Genomic DNA, 19,900 nt, shown 5'->3' on the forward strand with positions numbered 1-19,900 from the left:
TTCCAACGAAGCTACGCTCGGCCCCCTCCCGGCCGTGAACAGATCCGATACTTCTTCGTACGCAGGAGAGCATTGACTATCAAACCGTGGTCTCATCCTGCGGTGCCTGCGTTTGCTGCGGTGCCTGCGTTTGCTGCGTATGCCGTTGCCTCATCACGCACTTGCCGGATGTAAACATCGGACTGATTGTAGGCGTAGATCGCGTCGGTCCACCCGTCCGCGGTGGTGAGGTCACGGCCGTGGGCACACAGATAGGTCGCGGCACTGAGGGCGGCATCGTCGATATTGAACGGATCCGCCGTTCCATCCCCGTTCCCGTCCCGCCCCACGAGCTGCCACGTGGAAGGAATGAACTGCATCGGTCCCACAGCACGGTCCCAGCGGGTATCCCCGTCCAGGGCACCCCCGTCTGTGTCGGCGATAGCCGCGAATCCGGCACCGTCGAGAACGGGGCCCACAACTGGGCGGCTCACCTGCCCCGCCGCGGTTAGGCTGCCGCCGCCGTAAGTCCCGTGTGCTGTTTCGACGGAACCAACGGCCGCCACAGTGTTCCAACCGATCCCGCACGTCGGAGCAGTAGCATTCACGGTCACAGCCGCGGCAACATACGCCCGCAGCGCGCGTTCAGGGATTCCGGTCTGCCCTGCAGCCCGGATAACCCAATCGGCCTCCGGGTTTCTGGTTACGTTCACGGCGGTGGTCATGCCTGGGGACAGCATTTCGAGCTCAGCCTCCGCTCGCGGCGGTGGAGAAAAGGCACGACTGGCGTCGGCGGCAGGTTGCCCAAGCACCCAAAACGAAAGAGCGATGGTGACACAAACCGCAAATAGGATAAGGACCACGAGGCGTCTGAGACGGAGCACCGACTAATCAAACCATCCAAAGCCCCCACCGTTGACACCGGGCTGAGCCGGCACTTCAATAACTCCTGAGCGGTGACTCGCGGCAAGGACTCCTGTTCATTCTGATATGCCCGATGATCGCCGGGCGGGTCCTCGCGAGCCAGCGTTAGGGGTTACGGGTCAACCTGGACCAGACGATCATCACTGGCCGTGGGCGAGACTGGACCGGCTGCGTTGACTATGAGCGCAGCCGGTCCTTCAACGCCTCGGTGAGGGCTGCCCGTACCGGGAGCCGTTCAATTGGAGGGGAAGCTGTACGATGCACCGGAGGCGTGGCTTGCTTAGGGCCAGCGGGACGTGATGACCTTGCCGCGGGTGTAAAAGGACACCCCTTGAGGACCGTGGATGTGCTTGTTGCCGAACAGCGAAGCCTTCCAGCCGCCGAACGAGTAGTAGGCAACCGGGACCGGCAGGGGCACGTTGATGCCGATCATCCCAACATCCACAGACCGCTGGAACTTCCGGGCAGCGGCACCGGAGGACGTGAAGATCGCTGTGCCATTGCCGTACGGGTTGGAGTTGATGAGCCGGATGCCCTCCTCAAGGTCCTGCACACGGACCACCACGAGGACCGGCACGAAGATTTCCTCGGTGTAGGCGCTCATTTCGGTCCTGACGTGGTCGATGACGGTGGGGCCCACCCAGAAGCCTTCCTCATGGCCGGCGACCACCAGGTCGCGGCCGTCCACCACCATCGCCGCTCCCGCGGCTTCCGCTTCGGTGATGGTTCTGACGATGAAGTTCCTGGAGTCGGAACTGATGACCGGTCCCATGGCGGCGTCGGGTCCCGTGTCGTTCTTGACCTTGACGGCCACGGCGCGCTCCTCGACCTTCTTGACCAGCAGATCCGCGAGATCGGCCAGCAGCATGGCTGCTGACGGAACCCGGTGGGAGGGCTTGAGAATGAAGGTGTTGCCGATGGCGAGGGCCATCGGCGCCATCCACAACGGCACCATGACCGGGAAGTTGAAGGGTGTGCCCGCGACGACGCCGATCGGCTCCCGGAAGGAGAACACGTCGATACCGGGGAGACCTGGTCCGAGTATTCCCCCCCTTTAGCAGCTGCGGGATTCCGCAGGCGAACTCGATGACTTCCAGGCCGCGGCCGATCTCGCCCTTTGCGTCAGAGAGCACCTTGCCGTGCTCTGCGGTGGTGAGCTGCGCCAGTTCGTCCACGTGGGATGCGACGAGTTCGCGGAACTTGAACAGCGCTGCGGTGCGCTAGGCCAAGGAGATGTCGCCCCAGGTGACAGCGGCCGCCTTGGCCGCAGCGACGGTCGCGTCAAGATCCGCCTGGCTGGCCAGCCGCAGCTCTGCGGTGACGGCGCCGGTGGCGGAGTTGTAGACGGGCTTGGTGTCGGTTCGGTGCTTGCAGCCTCGGATCCGCTGATGAAGTGGTTGATGACGTCATTGTTATTGCTCCTGAAGTAAGTGGTGTTCCACGGCGTGCACCGGTTCTACGTTGCGTGGGAGTCCCGCGGCGAGGGATTCATGGATGGCGAGCCGGACGGCCAGGTTTTGCTCGGTCAGTTCCTGATGGACAACCTCTTGCCCCGCGCTGCGGGCCCATGTGCTGAACCATTCGGTTTCGACGGTGACCGGGTTTTCGTTGATATCGAAGACTTCCGTGCTGCCGTCCCTGAGCGAGACCGTCACCCGTGCCGCGTCCCCGGGGTCCGGGTCGAACGCCTTGTCGAGTGTGATCTGTCCCTTTGTGCCGATGCTCTGGAACATGTTGGTGCGGGGTCCTTCAAAGCCGCAGTTCAGGGTTCCGATGACGCCGTCGTAGTCCAGGATCGCGGCGACAGTGGTCTCCACAGTGTCCGTCGGGCTCGTCCCCTTGGCGTATACGCTCACCGGGCCCCGCCCCATCACCATGTTCATAATGTCGATGGCATAGCATCCCGGGCTGCGGTCCATCACGAAGTGGAAGCGCGCGTGCATTGAGACAACCTCGCCGATCCGGCCTGCGTCAATGAACTCGCGGACTTGCCCGGGCCAGGCCGGAGATTCACCGATGTTCCCCGTCGTGATGGACGCAGTGCGCGTCCCTCGTCTTGGCCGTGGCCGCGCTAGAACCCGGCCGGACGCAGTATTGGGGTGACAAAGCGTACTCATCTCGGCAAACCGGTCACTGCTGCGTAACCGTGGCATTAGGACGGTCATCCCTGAACCCTCTGATCAGATCGAGAATCGCAAGCGCCGCGGTTCACGGCGCGGCCGCCCCGTGAACTTCGACTTCAAACAATGGCGCGCCATCGCCACCCGATACGACAAGCTCGCACTAACCTACCGCGCCGGCGTCGTCCTTTACGCCGTCGTCATCTGGTTACGGCAATAAAGCGACACGCCCTAGTCGCCGACAGCTTCGCGTCCCCGCCGGACGATGAGCGGATCGGAGTCGTGCACGATGGAGGTGTCTTTGCCGTCGTACTCGAACTGATTGAGGAAGTAGCGCATGGCGTTGATCCGGCCGCGTTTCTTATCGTTGGACTTGATGGTGATCCATGGCGCGTGGTCGGTGTCGGTGCGCAGGAACGTTTCCTCCTTGGCCGCGGTGTAGTCGTCCCACCGGTCCAGCGAGGCAAGGTCCACGGGTGAGAGCTTCCAGCGCCGGACCGGGTCAATCTGTCGAATGGCGAAGCGGGTACGCTGCTCGTGGCGGGTGACCGAGAACCAGAACTTGTTCAGCTGGATCCCGGACTCGACGAGCATTTTCTCGAACAGGGGCGCCTGCCCCATGAACGTGCTGTACTCCTCCTCAGTGCAGAAGCCCATGACCCGCTCCACGTTGGCGCGGTTGTACCAGGACCGGTCAAACATCACGATCTCGCCGGCCGTGGGCAGGTGTTGAATGTAACGCTGGAAGTACCACTGGCCCTGTTCACGGTCCGAGGGTTTGCCCAGCGCTACGGTCCGGGCCGAGCGGGGATCCAGGTGTTCGGTGAAGCGCTTGATAGTCCCGCCCTTACCGGCGGCATCGCGGCCCTCGAAAACGATGACGCTCTTGAGTCCGTGGTCCTGGCCCCAGTACTGAAACTTCAGCAACTCGACCTGCAGCCGGTACTTCTCGGCCTCGTATTCCTCACGGGACATCCGCTGCTCGTAGGGATAGTCCTCCCGCCAGGTCTGCACCGCCGATCCACCGGGATCAATCAGTTCCGGGTCTTCGCCCTGTCCCCCGCGGACCGTGTACCCCAGATCGACCAGCCGGTCGATGGCTTCGCGCAGGTTGTCCCGCACCCACCACGGATCACGAGGCGTCCAGGGCATGTCTGCCTCCACCCTCTGGCCCTCCTCGAGGTCGCACCGCTTATGGACGGCAGTTTAGCAACGCACGTCCGCTACCGGCCTGTGCCAGCCAGCGGTTACCGGTTAGTAACGCCCGGGGAAAGTCCCAACAGGGGCCGGTGCCCTGGTTGCTCCGGTGGTCGTCGAAGCAGAGAGCGATTTTTGCCAGCAGGCAGATATTAGTTACCGGCTACCGCGCGGCTATAAGACGGACTAAGGTCACGTTCATGAAGCCGATCATCCTCCTCGACGTCGACGGAGTACTGAACCCGAAGGTCCATCATGGTGATGGCGACAGTCCGGACCTGCATCTCTCGGACGCGAAGGTTGCCCTGGTGCGACGGCTCGCTACCAAAGGCCGGATCGCCTGGGTGACGACCTCGCCGGCGGACGTCGTGGCCGACCTGGACGCACAGCTTGAACTCGACGTGGAACCCCTGCGCGTGACGGTGGAAATGCAGGACAGCGACGCTGAAGAGCCGACACCCAAACTGTCGTCAGTGGCTCGGTGGCTGGAACGGATGGAGGCTGCCGGTGAGGCGGACTGGGACTCGGTCGTCTGGATCGATGACGTCCTCGGACCTGATGTGCACGACTGGGCCCATCACCTTAACCAGCCTGTCCTATTGGAGAAGCCGGTACCCGAAGAGGGCCTGACGGAAGCGCATGTCGTGGCGGTGCAGGTGTTCATCGATGGCGAAACGGGGCGGAAGACCGACTCGCTTTGACCAGGGGCTCCGTTGAGAGTTGGTCGGGAGGGTTCAGTGGGAATTAAGGCCCTGCGCAAAAGGACGTGCGTCCCAGCACTTGGCAGCAAACTTCAACTTCTGGCAGCACTTTTCCCCATATTCAGTGGAATGTCGACTTGGGCTCTAATTGGGGCCATCTCAGTTGCAAGGGCCGTCCGTGCCGACACCCACCATCGAGATACCCGCCTTCAGGCAGCTTCATCATTGCCAAGCGATCCTTTGCGAACTCGACTCTACTCCTCTTCTGTACGTGGGCCGCGTGGTGTGCCTCCATCACCACAACGCATTGACTTTCGATAGAATACAAACGACTCTTAACGCATGCATATTGTTACTCGATTAGTCCTCCCGCTTCGGGTCCTGCTGGTAATGGTGTTCCTTGGGTTGCTGGTCGCCCAAGTCCTGTCGCTTCCCGGCGAGTTTCTTTTCACGACCGAGGAGGGGCCGGCATTCGATCCCTGGCGGTGGCCGATGCTGCTGTTCTGGGAACTGGAAGCCCTGTGTCTGCAGGTTGTAATCGTGTGTGTTTGGCGGTTGTTGACCCTGGTTCAGCGCGACCGGATCTTCACCGCGGCCTCGCTGCGGTGGGTGGACCTGATCATGTGGGCGTTCGTCGTGGCGTGGCTGCTGCTGGCTGCCATGGCCAGCTCACTCATCGCGTACATCTACTTCACCCCCGACCTGCGCGACCCCGGGTCGCCTGCGGTGTTGATCGGCATAACGCTGATCGGTGCGGTGCTGGTTCTGCTAATCGTGGTGATGCGGGATCTGCTGCGGCAGGCGACGTCACTACGGACCGACATGGAAGGTGTGATCTGATGGCCATCGTCGTCCGCATCGACGTAGAACTGGCCAAGCGCAAGATGAGCGTTGGGGAGTTCGCCGAGCGCGTCGGGATCACCCCTGCCAACGTGGCGGTGCTGAAGAACGGCCGAGCCAAGGCGGTCCGCTTCAGCACCTTGGACGCGATGTGCAGGGTCCTGGAGTGCCAAGCGGGCGACCTACTCGAGTGGGTCGCCGACGACGACGCTGCTGGGGACGTCACGGAGAAGTCGTGAGTTGGTTGGTGCCACTTCTCATCGTGGCGATTGGCGTGGCCGTCTTCGTGCTCGGCGGCGCAGATGACTCCCCGGGTCTGCAGGGCATCGGGGCAGTGCTCGTGGCCGGCGCGATCATCCTCTGCGTCGGGGCCGTGCGCCGCGATCGCCGCCGCCGGTGGTAAGCCGCAGGCCCGTTGGAGGGTGGCATACCGCCCCTTCTGCACGCCGGTCAATGACGAGCTCCTCGACGCGTGGGCGAAGTATGCCTCCTTCGACCTTCAGTTCAGGCCGTCCCTGGTACCACTAGGCGTCGATCACACAAATCGGTCCCCATGTTCATTCGATTGGTTGTGGCCACGGTCAGCGGCGCTCCAGCCACCGTGAGTACAACTCGGCGCGGTTCTTCGGGAGCCACCCCGAGTAGGCCACGCCGGCGGCGATGCTCAGCCTCTTTGGAACCTTTGAGATAGTGTCGCGCAAGCTAGAGTTCGTGAGAAACCGGAGCATCGTCACGACTGCCATCGGTCCATCTGTTGTAGAACGCGGGCAGACGGTACCTGGAGCTTTGCATTTGACTTCTAAATCTATATAGCTAGATTTAGTGCATGGAGAACTTGGGGCGGGTCACACCCGCCACCGCACTGGTCCTTGAGGCACTGCTGTCAGCCGAGAGTGTGTGGGGCCTGCAGATTGTGAAGGACGTCGGCAAGAAGCCCGGCACTGTCTACCCGATTTTGGACCGCCTTGAAGCTGCCGGGTGGATCCAGGGCGAATGGGACTCCAGCCAGGATCGCAAGGGGCCCCGCCGGCGCTACTACCGGCTGCTGGCTGAAGCCCGGCCACTGGCGCAGGACTACGTGAACACCTACCGACTTCGGGTCCGGACGACTGCGACCAGGCCTTCGCCCGCTACCTTTGAGGGCCAGTGGCAAGGGGCATGAGGCTCATTGAGGCTGTCCTTGCTGTCTCCGTGGCCTTGACTCCGGTTCGCCTCAGGGAAGACCGTGAGGAACAGTGGCGAGCCGATCTGCGTGACGGTCCGGCCGTTGGCATCTCCGTGCAGTCATTGCTTTTCGGAGCTCTGTGCTCATCGGCAACGGCAAGGACCTACGAGTTGCTTCACCGCGGCGGCATGGTGCTGTCACGCATCACAAAGGGGGAAAACATGAAACTGATCCTGGGCATAGCCGGCGCGGCCGCCATCCTTGTCGGCGGCGCCGCCATCGGCATTCACGCAGGCTACTCCAGTGAAACGCCAGTGGCTCGGACGCCTGTGGCAGACCGTCCAATCGGCGGCTATGAGGGGTGGTGGAACTCGACCCCTGTTTCCAGCAGCGCAGATGGCCTTCCCCAGGAGACCGTGACCGTCAACACGCGCACCGGAAAGATCGTTGATGCCTTCAACAGGGCGAAAAACAGCACGCTCATTTCAGATGTTGACTACGACCTTGTCCCCGACCCCGCTTGGCCGGCTGACTCCATCGTTATAATCGATACCGCCTCGGGGGCAGTCATCGAGGACTTCCTGATCGACGAGCGGGGCGTACCACTTGATGAAAGCGGACGGCCTCTCGACGCCGCTGCCGGATAGGAACTCCGGATGCGGCAGGAACGCCACGGTGTGCGTCATGGTCCCCGCGCTGACTTAGCGGATATTGCGTGACCCATGACATTGGGGGGTGCCGCGGTCGCGGCGGCAACAGATCCGCGGGCCGAGGCCTTCGGTTACGCGCAGCGCCGGTCCTGGGTTTTCTTTGCCTGGTGGTACAGGGCTGTGATCGCGATCCCCGGAAGCGTTGGATGCCTTGCTGGCCGGATTCCTCGGTCAGGATCCGGGACGGGGAGTCATCACGATGGTCCTTGGTGCCGCCATCTCCGCCCTGGGTTGGCTCCTGACGCTGGGGGTGCGGTTCTCGCGCAAGCTTCCGAAGCCTGCTTCTGACATCCCGCGCGTGGAGCAGAGCATCCGAATCAATCCGAACGTCATCAAAGTCTCGGTGATCGGTACGGTGCTGATCGCAGCCGGCTTGGTCCTGTTCACACCCAACGGCAGGTCTCCGGAGGTGCTTCCAATTGTCGGCCTCATCACTGCAGCTCAGCTGAGCATCGCCGCCGGCGTGGCCTACTCGGGGTGGTTTGAAAGAGAGTGGCGAGCTGTAGGCGCGGTGGCTGGAGCCCAGTTGACTACGCGGCCGCGTACGGCAAGGGTGCGCGGTTGCTGATGGCTGCTTGGTAAAGTCAGCCCCGGCGGACCAGAATCGCCAAGGACTTTTGGGGCATTAGTGGGGCTTGGAAGCTGGCTGCGTAGCGCATTAGGAGGGGGCTCGCACGCGGAGCCAGTCCTTGATACCTCTGGTGCTCAAGCGCCCAGCCAGCAGGCATTGAAAATACGAGTCCCCATGCACTTCAGCCCTTGCCTGGAAGTGGCCGGCACGACCACGTTCGCCAACGACGCCGTCGCAGCCCTTGCTGACCGGAAGGGGCTCGGCGAGCGGGGATACTACGAGGGCCAGGCCCAACTGCAACGGAATCCTGAGAAGCCTGTCGATCCGCACGCCGTCGCTGTGTTGGTTGATGGCGAGAAGGTGGGTTGCCTGCCGTCGTACGCTGCAAAGGACCTTCCCTTGCCGGCCGGCGCCATATCAGCTGCATGTGCTGTGGGATCAGAAGCTGCTCGCCAAAGGCGTTCGTCTGGCTGGGTGCCGGCGAGCCGGAATGGGCCCACACCCGGGACAACCCGCCCGCCCTGACATCGAAGGAGCGGATCAACCACTCCCACGTTCAGAAGGCAACGATGGTCCGGGAAGCTCTGCAGGGTGAAGGGGAGCAGGCGCAGCAATTCAGGCGCGGCAGGGTTGATGGGATCCACTACCTGGAGCTCGTGAAGCCGATCAAGCAGCTGAAGCGCGAAGGCAGGCTCGCAGAAGCCCTGGTCCTCTGCTACGAAGCGGCCAAACGCGACAGCGGAGGCTGGGAGCCCGCTCCCTGCTACACCGAGCAGGCAGCCGTCGTCCACCGGAAGCTCGGCCAGAGGGCAGAAGAAATAGCTGTGCTGAAGATGTGGATGCACAGCTGCCCGAAGTCCCGCGGGGCCGGCAGCCGCATTGCCGAGCGACTCGCCAAACTGGAAGCCGCCTGATGCCCGCGGGCGCAGGGGAACCTGCAGGACAGCATGCAAAGGCTTTCTCGGAAGCCATCCGCCTTCACATGGAACAGCAGGGTGTATCCGGTAAATCCCTGGCAGCGATGATCGGTTTGTCCCAGAACTACGTCGCCACCTGGCTCCGGGACGGTAGGGCCTTTACCGTCAATGACGTCGAATCGATTGCTGCGGCCCTGGGATTTCGATCCTCGACCTGATCCGGGACGCTGACGCCGCTGGCAGCGTGTATCAAGCCGGTGCCGGCTGGGTGCGCAATTGGGACCAATACAAACCGTGCTTCCGTAAATTCCGGCTCTGATGCTGCGGAGTTGCGTCCAAGAATCAAAGCGGAGCGGTCCTAGACTTTCGGCATGCACCCCTTAGTGGCAATCGGTCTGGTGTTCCTCGCCGCAATTGCCTGGACGGTCACCATCCTGACCATGCTGATTGTTCTGGTCAAAGCCCGGCGCCGGCCGCGAGCCGAAGTCAGGCGCGCAGTCCAAAGTGTCGAGAGCCATAGCTCCGATGAAAGGGCGGCTTAGACATAACCGGGTGCCCCCGCCCCGCGCCCTACCAAAGTGCGGCACGCAGCCTCTCCGATAGGTCTTCAAGGGACTCACGCCATTCGGGTTCGTCGGCGTCGTCCCACAGCTCGGCGGGTTCTGACCCCTCCCCTGCCACCCGCTCAACCGTTTGCAGCGCGAGCTCCACGTCCTCGGCGGTGATCTCGGCCCCGTGCGCGGTCACCCAGTCGGCGACATTCTCCGGCAGGTCCCCGGCCTGGCTGCCCTGGCAGGCCGCAGTGATGTCGGCGGCGGCGATGGCTAGGCTGCCCTCCGGGGCCTCGACGTAACCGTTGCCGGCTTGGCAAGAGCACCACGGACGACTCCCGCTCCCCCTGCTTCGAGTTCGGACAACCAGTCCAGCGCATCGTCATTCTCGAACTGCAGGTAACCCCATGCGCCCATCTGTCAGCCTTTCGAATCCGGTTTACTCGATGAGATTAAGATGGCAGACCCTGCTGGAATTCTTGCGTACCCACACGGAGGCCGCGGTCCTATCATGGCCGTATGGACACACCAGCTGGTCCTCACGTTGTCCGCGCAGGCGAGGGCGACGTCACTGGAGAACCAGGGTTCCAGGACAGGTACCTTCTCGAGAGCGCAGCTTCCTCCGGCAGGGTTGCGCTGGTCGAACACGTGCTCGGCCCGAAGATGCTGGCCGCGCCGATGCATCGGCACAGCCGCGAAGACGAATACACGTTCGTGCTGGCCGGCACACTAGGGGTGATCGAGGAGGGCATCGAGATCAGGGCAACTCCGGGCGATATGGTGGCTAAGCCTCGCGGACGCTGGCACACCTTCTGGAACGCCGGCGACGACGAACTCCGCGTGCTTGAGATCATCGTTCCGGGCGGGGTCGAGGCACTGTTCCGCCGGCTTGCAGGGCCCGGCGGCGAATACTCCCCCGACACGCTTCCGGCCCTCGCGGCGGAGTACGGCGCCGAGGTGGACTTCGAGGCGACAATGCCGCTGGTTGAGCGGCACGGACTTCTGTTCTAAGGGTAAAGAATTCTAATTTTCCGCTGGGAGATGGAATGAGCGATCGCAGTGAGTTCCTGCATTGGGTGCGGTCCACTTTGTATGACGCGGAATTGGCGATCCATAACGGCGACGCCGGCCCTCGCCGGGCGATTTGGTCCCGCAACGAACCGGTGAGTGTCCTGGGGGCGTGGCGCAACGCCTTCGGCCAGCAGGAACTGGAGGAGCTGTTCACTGGTCTGGCCCGGCAGTTCTCCAACTGTACGTCTTACGAATTTGAGTTGCTGGCTTACGAGGTCGTGGGCGACATGGCATATACCGCCGGTCTTGAGCACACTTCGGCCTCAGTAGACGGAGAGCCGCGCAGCTACGTCCTGCGGGCAACCCAGGTCTACCGACGCGAAGACGGCGCATGGAAGGTCGCCCACCGGCACGGCGACACAGTTACGGGCTGACGGCGGGCGGGTTGACCACCATTTCGTCAGCGTCTACGTCCAGAATCGCTGCGTTCCTGCCCCTGATGGGGCGAGGCGCCCTAAGCACTTGATAAGTCATTGATGATCGTTAAGGCACTTCGACCTGGTGAGTCTCGCCTCATAGAGAGTCGGAATGCGGCCGCGCGGGTGTTGTTTATCGGTCGGTCGGATCATCCTGTAACATGGACCGCGCGTGGGGCTACGTGCAACGCGAAGATCATGAACGGGTAACGACGACCTGGGTGCAATTACATGTGGGTAACCCTTGGTAAGCAAGAAAGCCATCCACACCGCCCCGTCCCTAAAATTAGCCATGGATGCGATCCCCCTGCTGATCCTGGTTTTCGGTGCCGCTTTCGCCTGGATTGGCCTGATGATATTCGTCGCCCTGAGGTTGCGCCGTCGCCGGAACGGGTCCTCACTGGTGGCTTCGGCTCCGTCTCCTGCCGAAGCCACCAGCCGCCGCGAGCACAGAGTATGGCGCCGCGGCCGTCCCGTAACAGGACAGATCCCGCGTCGACGCAGCATGCGGCTTAGGAAGGTCCGCGGGTAAACTCCTGGAGTCCCTCAGAGCGCTGGTCGAGGATGCCCGGCCTGTTTGCGAGTCAGGCTGACCCTTGCTCACCATCAGGGTCCGCCGTGGATTCGATGATCGTCCCCAATCCCTGAAGGAACATCCTGCGGCCGTTGCCGCCATCCGTCCAAAGCCAGACGATAGAGAAGTCCGCCTTGGCGGCATCCACGACGCCGGTGCCTTTGACTGACCCTTCAGCGAACCGGACGTGCTCACCAATAGTGAAGCGAGGATGCCTCACCCGATTCCTGGTCCTGCGGGGTGTAGTGTCCTGGGTGGCTGACATAAATGTCCTTCGGTCGCGGATGGTCTTTGCCAGCTCATTACGACCCTGCCCGCTGCTCCCAGGTCACGCGACCTGCACGTGGTACCTCCAGCGTATCGGCTGAAACGCGCCCCGCTTCGCAGGCAAGCGGAGGTGCAGCACTCCCCGTGCAGGATTCACAATTTGTAGTGTTGGTGAAGTAATGGGCGACCGGGACGTCGTTGATGAGCGTCTAGAACTCCTTGGGTTCATCCTTGGAACCTGCCTCGAATGCGGATGAACAGGGCAGCCGGCATCGCCCCGAAGAAGGACACTGTCAGGATGGCCAAGATCGCCAATGCCGGGTTCGTCCACGCCGGCAGAGCCCCGACGTAGGTGAGCAGAGCCCCTGAACTGACGACGTAGGACATGACCTCCGCCCTAAACGCCAAACTGTGGCGGGACGGATGCCGATTCGCCTACCTGTCCGTCCTCCGGGGCGCGCTTTCCCCGTTCTTCGGATGCCCGGTCACCCGGGGCTTGGGCACCATGTGTGCGGGCACAAGAATCCCTATCACCGGTCAGGGCCTGGCACTAGCTTCACTGGTAGTCTCCGGAGCCTTGCACAGGCACGAACCATTCGCCGTCCTTCGTCCGCTCGCCTCTCATGACACCGAACATCATGTCCGTCATTCCGGAGGGGTCATCGCCACATCGCACGAAGTCCTCCCGCCGGCGCCTACCGGACCGCAAGGTGACCCCGACATTCACGATGCTGGGCCAGCACGACACCGATGGCCGCGCCGACCAGATAAAGGAACTCATTCTCGGGGTGGAATGGGAGGAGCATGCAGCCACCTGCAGCAGCCCCGAACAGGACAGCCAGCACAGCTCCTGTAACTACTGCTCCGCGCAGGGATGCGTTACTGGGCCTATCGATGTGGACGAACTTACTCGGGTCAACCGGGGCAGGCCCTGTTCGGGCGCGGCTCCCTGTTGGCTCGGTCATGAAGCTGCTCCTTCTCTTGGGACATGCGTCCGCTTCAGACAGCGTACTGCGCCATCCTGCCCTACCCCGGAAGGTGTTTGCCCCCTTCGGGGTAGGCAAGATGGTCTCACTTGGAAGGAGAACGGTTTGAGCCAGCAGAAAGTCGATCACGTGTTGCCTGACATCCTCGTACAGGTCTTAATGCCGTCTTTGCTGCCGACGTGTTCGCAATCGTCGGCCAGGGTGGTGTCCACCTAGACGCGGTCCCGTACTTCACCTGGCTCTGGCTGAAGGCTGACGCTCCGGCCCGAGCGCATACCGCTCAGTGTCCAAGTGAGGTCGGTTGCCTTCTCTTTGCAGGTGAACCCTAATGCAGACGGGGATCGGCAGCTTTGGTTGAGCAAGAGTCTCCGCGGAGAGCTCCGGGGATGCCGGTGCGAACAGAGGGCCGCACTTGGCGGGATGTAGAACGATGAGCCGGCCTTTTGGGGCGTGTAGCGGTGCTGGCCATAGAAAAACGCCTCGCTCGTGTACACACTTATGGTGGTTTTTACACACTCAACCGCCCAACAGGGCTGTGACCTGCGGAAACACTGTGCCCGAAGTGGGACTCGAACCGGACTCCAGCCCTTGCAAACACTGGAAGTCCCCAAAACCTGCGGAATCCGAGACTGTTCGAGGGCTGTACGACCCGGTACGAGGCCAAGAGTGTGGACAATGTCCACACTCGCTACTAATTCAGTTCAGGGCACTTCGAACGGTAGTGGCCAGGTGTCCGGCAGTGTCCACACGGCAAATCTTCGAAGGAGTTGAGCGAAGAACGAGCGCCGGAGAAGAGTTTCCGGGACGCAGGCCCCGACGAAGGAGGGGCTAGAGGGGCCGGAACGGGCACGTACAATCCGAAGGAATCTCAATGATGTTGTAAACGGGATCCTGCGGGTGGCTGGGGGTCCCGTCCCGCCCGATCGGCGTTCCCGTGTAAGGCTCGCGAGACTTCTTTTCGCTCATGATTATGTTCCTTCCACGTGGGCGGGGGGCAGTTTAGGTGACCGGCCAGCGTCCCTTCTTCCCCCCGACGCTTCTATGTCTGTCAAGCGGCTGGAAACGAGAGCGGGCGCCGACCAGGTTGTTTGGCACCGGTGGCGGGGCGGCTTAGGTGACCGGCCATCGTCCCCTCTCCCCCCGTTGTTTTGGCTGCTGGCGAAGCTTGCGGAGCTGTGGCCGACGGACACCTGTCTACCCGCACGGGCAAGGGGCGGGAAATTCCCGGAGGAAATCAGCGACGAAGGAGGCGCCGCAGGGAGATTCTTGCACCGCAGGCCCCGATGAAGGAGGGGCTGGACGGGCCGGAGCGGACACGTACAACCCGTCAGGACAGCAGCCAAAACAGAAAAACGCTTCTACAGCCCGAGCGAAGCGATGCCCTTTTCGCCGTTCAAAAGGGCTGGGGCCGGCCTCAGTTTTCCCTCAGCAAAAGGAAACTCAGTGCTGCAGCGTCATCGCTGCAGAAACTTAAAGGTCCAGCGGGGATTTCTCCCAGGAGATATCAACGATGGGGGCGCCCGGCTGCGGCATGGTCAACATCGAGAGCTCGAGAACGTCCTGGGCATGGGTGGCATCGGCAGGTGCTGCGTCATCGTCCGTCAGGATGTACTCGTGGCTCATGTGCTGCCCCCGGCTCTTAGTGGATTGTGTTCCTTTTCCACTGTGGCCCGGCGTCCGGTTGTTGCCCGCTTGTGGTGCTGCGCCCGCGGCAGCGTGATCGGCGGCCGGAGGAGATTTTCCTATAGACAAGCCCGTGGCTCCGGCGGCCATCGGGTAGGGTGCAAAAGGAATAAATCTTGGGGAAATTATGCACTCGGTTCGATCTTTGCTGCTCACGAGCATTCTTGCTCTCAGCCTCGTCGGCTGTACCTACTCGGACCCGGTCCTGAGCAGGGAAGCGAGCAGAGCGGCCCCCCTCCGCGAACCCCACCGCCGCGGCGGTCCCGTGACGTTACAAGGACAGTTTCAGTCGCAAGGAGCGCCCACCACGGGGACGGCCACGATCCGCGTCACAGATTCAGGCGCTGTTCTGCAGCTCGAGGATTTTGCAACAGGTCCTGGCGACATTCTCCGCCTCATGCTGAGCCCGGGGATCGGAGGGCCCGGACCCGGTGGTGAACTACAGCTGTCATCATCAACTCTGATTGAGTTGGGGCCGCTACCGCTCGCCCGATCGAGCAGCCAGCGCGTCGACATGGACTCCAGGATGTGGGAGTCCATGCCCAAGCCCGTTCGCAGCGTCGTGATCTATAACAATGCCGAAAAGACTGCCTACGGTACCGCTAACCTTACGGAGGCACCCCGCTCCTAAGTGGCTGCGCCCGCGTCAGCGTGATTCGGTGGCCGGAGGAGACATTCCTATAGTCAACGCTGGTCTCAAATCGATTCCATTTCATCTCATTCGGTGGGCCGGTTATTCCAGCCTTACGCTGGGGAAACCAACGTGAGGCACTTGTTTGGGGGAAATTGCGATGCTTTTGGTGTCATCGAGGATCCACTTCGATTTGATCACCTTGCCCTTTCTTGTCCAGTCCTGACTGTCCAAACACCATGCGTCCAGCCATGCGGTGCGGAGGCCGGCAGGCAAAGCAGTGTCTCAGAAAATGGAAGCTTTCTGGACCTGAGGAGGGTGTGAATCGCAGCGGTAGATGGCATCTTTTTCGCAGCGCTAAATGGCGCGCCAGCCCACCCGCTTGCCGATCCTGGCTGCGGCCGTCATCATCCTGATGCAGCACTACGCCGAGGTTTGAGCTTCTGAGCTTCCAGTGGCGCGGGAAGTACCACAATGAGTAGCGTCGCGAATGGCCCGAAGAACATTGAGATGAAAAACCATGCCAGCCTGCTCCGGTTCTTCTGTTCGGCCAATCCGGCATTGATCAGCGCGATGGCGAACCACATGCCGCCCCCATTGACATAGTTGCTATCCATGGGCCTACTCAACCACATGCGGATTCTGGGAACTCAGGATGAGTCGTGGTCGTCGCCAAACCCTTAGGGTTTCGAGGCGCATAGGATTCGAGACAGGTGAAGCTGGACTAGGAAATGGGCTCGGCTGTCCGTAGGGGGATCCTCCTACGGGCGGTCGTGCCTCAGGGTCGATGTCTTCTGTATTGCTGCCTGGCCCTCAGGGACTGCTCGATCTGGTTCGTCCTCAGGGCGGCCGGCGTACCACTCATGAAACTCGGAACACCGTCCCGAGTCATCGAACCGCAGGAACCAGATGTTGTCGTATGCCGTGACTACGCGACCACTACCCGAGTCGTAGAAGACAGTCCGGCCATGGGCGACTACTCGGTCGCCCTCAATGGCCACGGGGTAGTACTTGGCGTCGAAGGACTCACCTACGAAGGCATCGCGCTCACTCATCCACTCAGCGACTATGTCCTCGCGTCCTGATGCTCGGGTCTGGAATGGGTAATGCCACACAGCAGTTTCCGACCATAGATCAGCGATTGCTCGTTCGTCGTAGGTCTTCCATGCCGTCACGTATGCATCAAGCCATTCTTGCGCTGCGGCCCTTGTAATCGGCGCCGCTGAAATCGGGGTGTTGTGCCACGCGAGTTGATCCAAAAGGCTCGTCATCCTCAGATCGTAGCTAGAAAACGCCATTGAAGCCGCCCGTAAGCCAGTCGGCTTACGAGCACCTCGATTCAGAATCTCTGCCGGCGGTTAGGCTGTGGATATGACTGCATGGAGCCGCTACCTATTCGGGGTGTCGATCGTTCTCGGGGTGGGTACGATGATGCTCGCTGAGAAGCTGCCGGAATGGTGGGGGCCAGCGTCTATCTTCGTCATGGTCCTGGCTGCTTCTGCGTTCCTAACCTGCTCCGTTCTTGAGTACCGACGCGGGCGCGCGGCAGCCGGCACTTGGGAGCAGCAGCTCTCCCCGTAGCTCCCTTTTGGGGTCGAGATGTACAACGCGATCGGTGTTCGGGGAGGGATCGGCTTAGGGGCGGCGCTTCTTGATCCCCAGTTCTGAGTCGCTACGTAGGATCGCTGGATGGAGCAAACAAGTTGTGTCATCCGGGCGGGCGATGGTGTCGAAATAAGCTACGTCGTCATTGACGGGAGTGAACCTGCCATCGTGATCCTCCACGGACTGGCTGGAAGTGGACAGGAGTTCCTGTCCACCGCCCGTGCCCTACCCGGTCGCAAGATCATACTTGTCGACCAGCGGGGTCACGGCAGGAGCACGCGGCTACCCTCTGACACCTCGCGTGAGGCATTCGTTAATGACGTTGTATCAGTTATTGAAGGCGAGGCCTCCGGCCCGGTTCATCTGGTCGGGCATTCGATGGGTGCTCACACGGCAATGCTCGCTGCTGCGGCGCACCCTAACCTAATGCGGACCCTTGTGCTCCTTGAGTGTGGCGAAGGGAGCGGTAGCGACCAGGAGCATGCAGCACTCAGTGAGTACTTTCATTCCTGGCCTGTGCCGTTCTCGGACCGTTCCGCAGCCTCCAAGTTCTTGGGGGACGGCCCACTACAGCGCGCATGGGTAGACGACATGGAGCACCGGGAGGACGGACTGCATCCCCGCTTTGACCCCGAGGTGATGGTCGCAGCGCTTACCCCTCTTGCAGAACCGCGATGGACGGAGTGGGCGCGCGTACAGGCGCCCGCACTTGTCGTCTACGCCGGCGACGGGATGTTCACCGAGGAACAAAAGGCACAATTTGTGGAGCGGGGTAACGACGTGACACGTGTCGACCTTCCCGGAGGATCACACGACGCATCTTGACGCATTCGATCAGTGGATAGAAGCCCTCGCGGGGTTCCTGGACGTCCGGTAGAGGATGGGCTAACGGGCACCAGGGCTTCACTTGTCTCGCCGGATTACGAGCGATGGTGTGACTCTGGGCGATCGCTGAATTCCGCCACGAACCGATCAAATGCACATCCTTGTTCGAGGAAGTCTCGGTTTTCGTTAGGCCCGGCTGTCGCATAGAGAGGGCCGCAGTGCTGGAGTAAGTCCTTCCCGTCGGTCTAGCGGCCGTCGCGCGGACCGGCGTGGAGGCCATGAGACTGGATGACTGACTGCTCTAATGAACTGATGTCCTCGCAGAAACTGACTCCGCCTGCGAAGGCCCGCGCTGGTGATCGGGTTGCGATCCTCTCTCCAGCATTTGCGGCACCAGCCGTCTCGGAAGCTGTCCACGAGCAGGCTATGAAGCGATTGACGGAAACCACCGGGTTGATTCCAGTCGAGTACCCAACTACACGGCAGCTCGGCGCAAGCGCCCAAGCTCGGGCTGCTGACGTCACCGCCGCGTTCGCCGACCGCACGGTCCGGGCCGTACTTGCGACGATCGGTGGCGACGACCAGATCACCATCATCAAGCACCTCGACGCCGATGTCATCGCCGACAACCGGAAGCCGTTCCTGGGCTACAGCGACAACACGAACCTGCACAACTTCTTGTGGGGCCTCCGGATCCCCAGTTACTTCGGTGGTTCCACGCAGGTGCACCTGGGAGCAGGTCCGCGTGTGGATGACGTGCACCTGGTCTCGCTTCGCGCCGCACTAATCGAAGGCGGAACCATTGAGCTGACCGATCCGGGAGAGTCAGAAGACTACGGCATCCCTTGGACAGACCCCCGCGCCCTGACACAGCTCGGTGTCCGCGAGGCGACAGAACCATGGGTCTGGTCCGGTCCGAAGACGGTGGTGGAAGGACGGTCGTGGGGCGGTTGCCGAGAGGTGATTGACCAGATCGCGATGGCTGACCGGATGCCGGGTGTGGGCGACCTCGAAGGGGCGATCCTGCTCTTCGAAACTAGCGAGGAGCTGCCTGCCGCAGACGTAGTGCAGAGATGGGTGCGAGCCCTGGGCGAGAGGGGAATCCTTGCAGCCGCCGCCGGCGTGCTGGTCGCCCGCCCACCAGCCAGCCGACTAGGGGAACCTGTTCCGGCAGTGGAGGAACGAGCCCGACGAAGGGCAGAACAGCGCGAAGTGATCATCGGACAGGTCAGTGCGTACAACCCGGACGCGGTCATCTGCGTCGGAGTTCCCTTTGGCCACACCCGACCCCAATGGATCCTTCCCCACGGTGGGCTGGTCCGTCTCGACAGAATCAACAAAACAGTTACCGCTAACTACAGCTGAGGCGTCCGGTAAAGGATCCCGGAGCGGACGCCGGAGGCCCCGATGACCCACCTGCTCACGAGACGGCATCGACTTACACGAAAGCGCCCGCCGCCTGCATCCCTGCCCGTGCCCACACCCCGATAATTGAGTCATGCAACGTGCGAGGGTTCATGTGATGGGGGCGAGCGGTAGCGGAACGACTACGTTCGGTCGGGCGCTGGCTGACTATTGGTCGGTTCCTCACGCGGACGCCGATGACTATTTCTGGGTGCCCACCATCCCGCCGTACGTCGAGAAGCGTCCCGAGAACGCTCGGCTGGCCCTGATGCGCGACGTGTTCGTTCCTCGGGAGGGCTGGGTCCTGTCCGGATCGATGATGGGCTGGGGGGAGAGCATCGTTGCAGAGTGCGATGCCGTGGTCTTCTTGACGCTCGACTCTCGTGAGCGGCTGCGACGCCTCGAAGCACGCGAGGTGCATCGCCGGGCCGGCCGAGACTTCGACGAGGCGGCGTGGTCCGAATTCCTGAATTGGGCAAAGGGTTACGACGACCCGGCATTCGACGGCAGAAGCCGTGCCGCTCATGAGGAATGGCTTGACCAACTAGACCTGCCGGTTTTGCGCCTCGGCAGCGAGATGTCGGTAGCGGAACTCCGCGACGCCGTCCTGAATTGGAACCCTTGATAGGTCGCTGAAGGCTCACCCGCCCGGGAAAGGATCCCCTTACGGGCTCCACCGTGCGCGCCAAATAGCGCTGCGAAAAAGCCGCCATTTCCTGCAGTTGCCGGGAGTACGGACAACACAATCACTGTTAGCGGTACC

Annotated in this window: 24 protein-coding genes and 4 pseudogenes; 19 read left to right on the top strand and 9 right to left on the bottom strand. The window is 62.0% G+C overall.

All coding sequences use genetic code 11. From position 1 onward, the window contains the following. Positions 1–92 precede the first annotated feature (92 nt). Entirely contained in the window at positions 93–692 is a 600-nt protein-coding gene (locus CXQ88_RS19220; RefSeq protein WP_373637794.1) for a lytic transglycosylase domain-containing protein, read from the bottom strand. A 303-nt stretch (positions 693–995) separates the two neighbouring features. On the opposite strand from CXQ88_RS19220, the pseudogene CXQ88_RS22740 reads away from it, so the two are divergent. Further along, positions 996–1,115, top strand: a pseudogene (locus tag CXQ88_RS22740) (hypothetical protein); the annotation flags it as partial. Positions 1,116–1,183: 68 nt separating this feature from the next. Here the strand turns inward: CXQ88_RS22740 and CXQ88_RS19230 are convergent. Continuing rightward, a pseudogene (locus tag CXQ88_RS19230) lies at positions 1,184–2,293 on the bottom strand (aldehyde dehydrogenase family protein). 22 nt (positions 2,294–2,315) lie between these two features. Further along, on the bottom strand, positions 2,316–2,846 hold the full coding sequence (locus CXQ88_RS19235; protein WP_258062015.1) for a Gfo/Idh/MocA family protein: 531 nt from the start codon (positions 2,844–2,846) through the stop codon (positions 2,316–2,318). Positions 2,847–2,895: 49 nt separating this feature from the next. On the opposite strand from CXQ88_RS19235, the pseudogene CXQ88_RS22745 reads away from it, so the two are divergent. Next, positions 2,896–3,243, top strand: a pseudogene (locus CXQ88_RS22745) (transposase); the annotation flags it as partial. Positions 3,244–3,254: 11 nt separating this feature from the next. Here CXQ88_RS22745 and ppk2 read toward each other — a convergent pair. Beyond that, a complete protein-coding gene (ppk2, locus tag CXQ88_RS19245; protein ID WP_104045757.1) occupies positions 3,255–4,175 on the bottom strand; it encodes a polyphosphate kinase 2 in 921 nt (306 codons plus the stop codon). A 245-nt stretch (positions 4,176–4,420) separates the two neighbouring features. Between ppk2 and CXQ88_RS19250 the strand changes: the two genes are divergently transcribed. The 10 genes from CXQ88_RS19250 to CXQ88_RS22005 all read left to right on the top strand — a co-directional run bounded on the left by CXQ88_RS19250 (position 4,421) and on the right by CXQ88_RS22005 (position 9,666). Further along, positions 4,421–4,921, top strand: coding sequence for an HAD domain-containing protein (locus CXQ88_RS19250; protein WP_104045724.1), 501 nt, complete (start codon positions 4,421–4,423; stop codon positions 4,919–4,921). Between the two features lie 342 nt (positions 4,922–5,263). Next, a complete protein-coding gene (locus tag CXQ88_RS19255; RefSeq protein ID WP_104045725.1) occupies positions 5,264–5,761 on the top strand; it encodes a DUF2975 domain-containing protein in 498 nt (165 codons plus the stop codon). Next, complete coding sequence (locus CXQ88_RS19260) at positions 5,761–6,000, top strand: helix-turn-helix domain-containing protein (RefSeq protein WP_104045726.1); 240 nt, start codon at positions 5,761–5,763, stop codon at positions 5,998–6,000. Before CXQ88_RS19255 ends, CXQ88_RS19260 begins: the two co-directional genes overlap by 1 nt. A gap of 8 nt (positions 6,001–6,008) precedes the next feature. Further along, positions 6,009–6,164, top strand: coding sequence for a DUF3188 domain-containing protein (locus tag CXQ88_RS22000; protein ID WP_219816360.1), 156 nt, complete (start codon positions 6,009–6,011; stop codon positions 6,162–6,164). A gap of 423 nt (positions 6,165–6,587) precedes the next feature. Next, complete coding sequence (locus CXQ88_RS19270) at positions 6,588–6,923, top strand: PadR family transcriptional regulator (protein WP_104045727.1); 336 nt, start codon at positions 6,588–6,590, stop codon at positions 6,921–6,923. Further along, positions 6,920–7,573: a hypothetical protein gene (locus CXQ88_RS19275; protein ID WP_104045728.1), complete on the top strand. Its 654-nt coding sequence runs from the start codon at positions 6,920–6,922 to the stop codon at positions 7,571–7,573. Before CXQ88_RS19270 ends, CXQ88_RS19275 begins: the two co-directional genes overlap by 4 nt. A gap of 214 nt (positions 7,574–7,787) precedes the next feature. Further along, on the top strand, positions 7,788–8,204 hold the full coding sequence (locus CXQ88_RS19280; RefSeq protein WP_146069247.1) for a hypothetical protein: 417 nt from the start codon (positions 7,788–7,790) through the stop codon (positions 8,202–8,204). A 428-nt stretch (positions 8,205–8,632) separates the two neighbouring features. Then, complete coding sequence (locus CXQ88_RS19290; protein WP_104045731.1) at positions 8,633–9,121, top strand: hypothetical protein; 489 nt, start codon at positions 8,633–8,635, stop codon at positions 9,119–9,121. Further along, the gene (locus tag CXQ88_RS19295) at positions 9,121–9,342 is read left to right on the top strand and encodes a helix-turn-helix domain-containing protein (protein WP_104045732.1); all 222 of its coding nucleotides are present in this window, start codon (positions 9,121–9,123) and stop codon (positions 9,340–9,342) included. The genes CXQ88_RS19290 and CXQ88_RS19295 overlap by 1 nt, the downstream gene beginning before the upstream one ends. 153 nt (positions 9,343–9,495) lie before the next feature. Further along, positions 9,496–9,666, top strand: a complete 171-nt coding sequence (locus CXQ88_RS22005; protein ID WP_181037614.1) for a hypothetical protein — start codon at positions 9,496–9,498, stop codon at positions 9,664–9,666. A gap of 28 nt (positions 9,667–9,694) precedes the next feature. Here the strand turns inward: CXQ88_RS22005 and CXQ88_RS22750 are convergent. After that, positions 9,695–10,092 (bottom strand): annotated as a pseudogene (locus CXQ88_RS22750) (DUF4259 domain-containing protein). A 102-nt stretch (positions 10,093–10,194) separates the two neighbouring features. Here CXQ88_RS22750 and CXQ88_RS19310 point away from each other — a divergent pair. The 3 genes from CXQ88_RS19310 to CXQ88_RS21645 all read left to right on the top strand — a co-directional run bounded on the left by CXQ88_RS19310 (position 10,195) and on the right by CXQ88_RS21645 (position 11,694). After that, on the top strand, positions 10,195–10,686 hold the full coding sequence (locus tag CXQ88_RS19310) for a cupin domain-containing protein (protein ID WP_104045735.1): 492 nt from the start codon (positions 10,195–10,197) through the stop codon (positions 10,684–10,686). A gap of 35 nt (positions 10,687–10,721) precedes the next feature. Next, positions 10,722–11,120, top strand: a complete 399-nt coding sequence (locus tag CXQ88_RS19315; protein WP_104045736.1) for a nuclear transport factor 2 family protein — start codon at positions 10,722–10,724, stop codon at positions 11,118–11,120. A gap of 334 nt (positions 11,121–11,454) precedes the next feature. After that, complete coding sequence (locus CXQ88_RS21645; RefSeq protein ID WP_146069248.1) at positions 11,455–11,694, top strand: hypothetical protein; 240 nt, start codon at positions 11,455–11,457, stop codon at positions 11,692–11,694. A 52-nt stretch (positions 11,695–11,746) separates the two neighbouring features. Here the strand turns inward: CXQ88_RS21645 and CXQ88_RS19320 are convergent, their stop codons facing one another. The 4 genes from CXQ88_RS19320 to CXQ88_RS19340 form a co-directional block, all read right to left on the bottom strand. Continuing rightward, complete coding sequence (locus CXQ88_RS19320; protein WP_104045737.1) at positions 11,747–12,001, bottom strand: hypothetical protein; 255 nt, start codon at positions 11,999–12,001, stop codon at positions 11,747–11,749. Between the two features lie 2,458 nt (positions 12,002–14,459). Further along, complete coding sequence (locus CXQ88_RS22015; RefSeq protein WP_174182301.1) at positions 14,460–14,612, bottom strand: hypothetical protein; 153 nt, start codon at positions 14,610–14,612, stop codon at positions 14,460–14,462. Between the two features lie 1,098 nt (positions 14,613–15,710). Then, the gene (locus CXQ88_RS19335) at positions 15,711–15,920 is read right to left on the bottom strand and encodes an antitermination protein NusB (protein ID WP_104045759.1); all 210 of its coding nucleotides are present in this window, start codon (positions 15,918–15,920) and stop codon (positions 15,711–15,713) included. 144 nt (positions 15,921–16,064) lie between these two features. Next, positions 16,065–16,601 carry a nuclear transport factor 2 family protein gene (locus tag CXQ88_RS19340; protein ID WP_104045739.1) on the bottom strand — a complete coding sequence of 179 codons (537 nt, stop codon included), beginning with the start codon at positions 16,599–16,601 and terminating at the stop codon, positions 16,065–16,067. A 73-nt stretch (positions 16,602–16,674) separates the two neighbouring features. Here CXQ88_RS19340 and CXQ88_RS19345 point away from each other — a divergent pair, with 73 nt between their 5' ends. The 4 genes from CXQ88_RS19345 to CXQ88_RS19360 all read left to right on the top strand — a co-directional run bounded on the left by CXQ88_RS19345 (position 16,675) and on the right by CXQ88_RS19360 (position 19,762). After that, positions 16,675–16,884: a hypothetical protein gene (locus tag CXQ88_RS19345; protein ID WP_104045740.1), complete on the top strand. Its 210-nt coding sequence runs from the start codon at positions 16,675–16,677 to the stop codon at positions 16,882–16,884. Between the two features lie 108 nt (positions 16,885–16,992). Further along, positions 16,993–17,733: an alpha/beta fold hydrolase gene (locus CXQ88_RS19350; protein ID WP_258062018.1), complete on the top strand. Its 741-nt coding sequence runs from the start codon at positions 16,993–16,995 to the stop codon at positions 17,731–17,733. 312 nt (positions 17,734–18,045) lie between these two features. Further along, on the top strand, positions 18,046–19,098 hold the full coding sequence (locus CXQ88_RS19355) for a S66 family peptidase (protein WP_104045741.1): 1,053 nt from the start codon (positions 18,046–18,048) through the stop codon (positions 19,096–19,098). Between the two features lie 133 nt (positions 19,099–19,231). Beyond that, positions 19,232–19,762 carry a hypothetical protein gene (locus tag CXQ88_RS19360; RefSeq protein WP_104045742.1) on the top strand — a complete coding sequence of 177 codons (531 nt, stop codon included), beginning with the start codon at positions 19,232–19,234 and terminating at the stop codon, positions 19,760–19,762. The last annotated feature ends 138 nt before the right edge of the window (positions 19,763–19,900 follow it).

Source organism: Arthrobacter sp. ZGTC412, assembly GCF_002929215.1.
GTDB lineage: Bacteria > Actinomycetota > Actinomycetes > Actinomycetales > Micrococcaceae > Arthrobacter.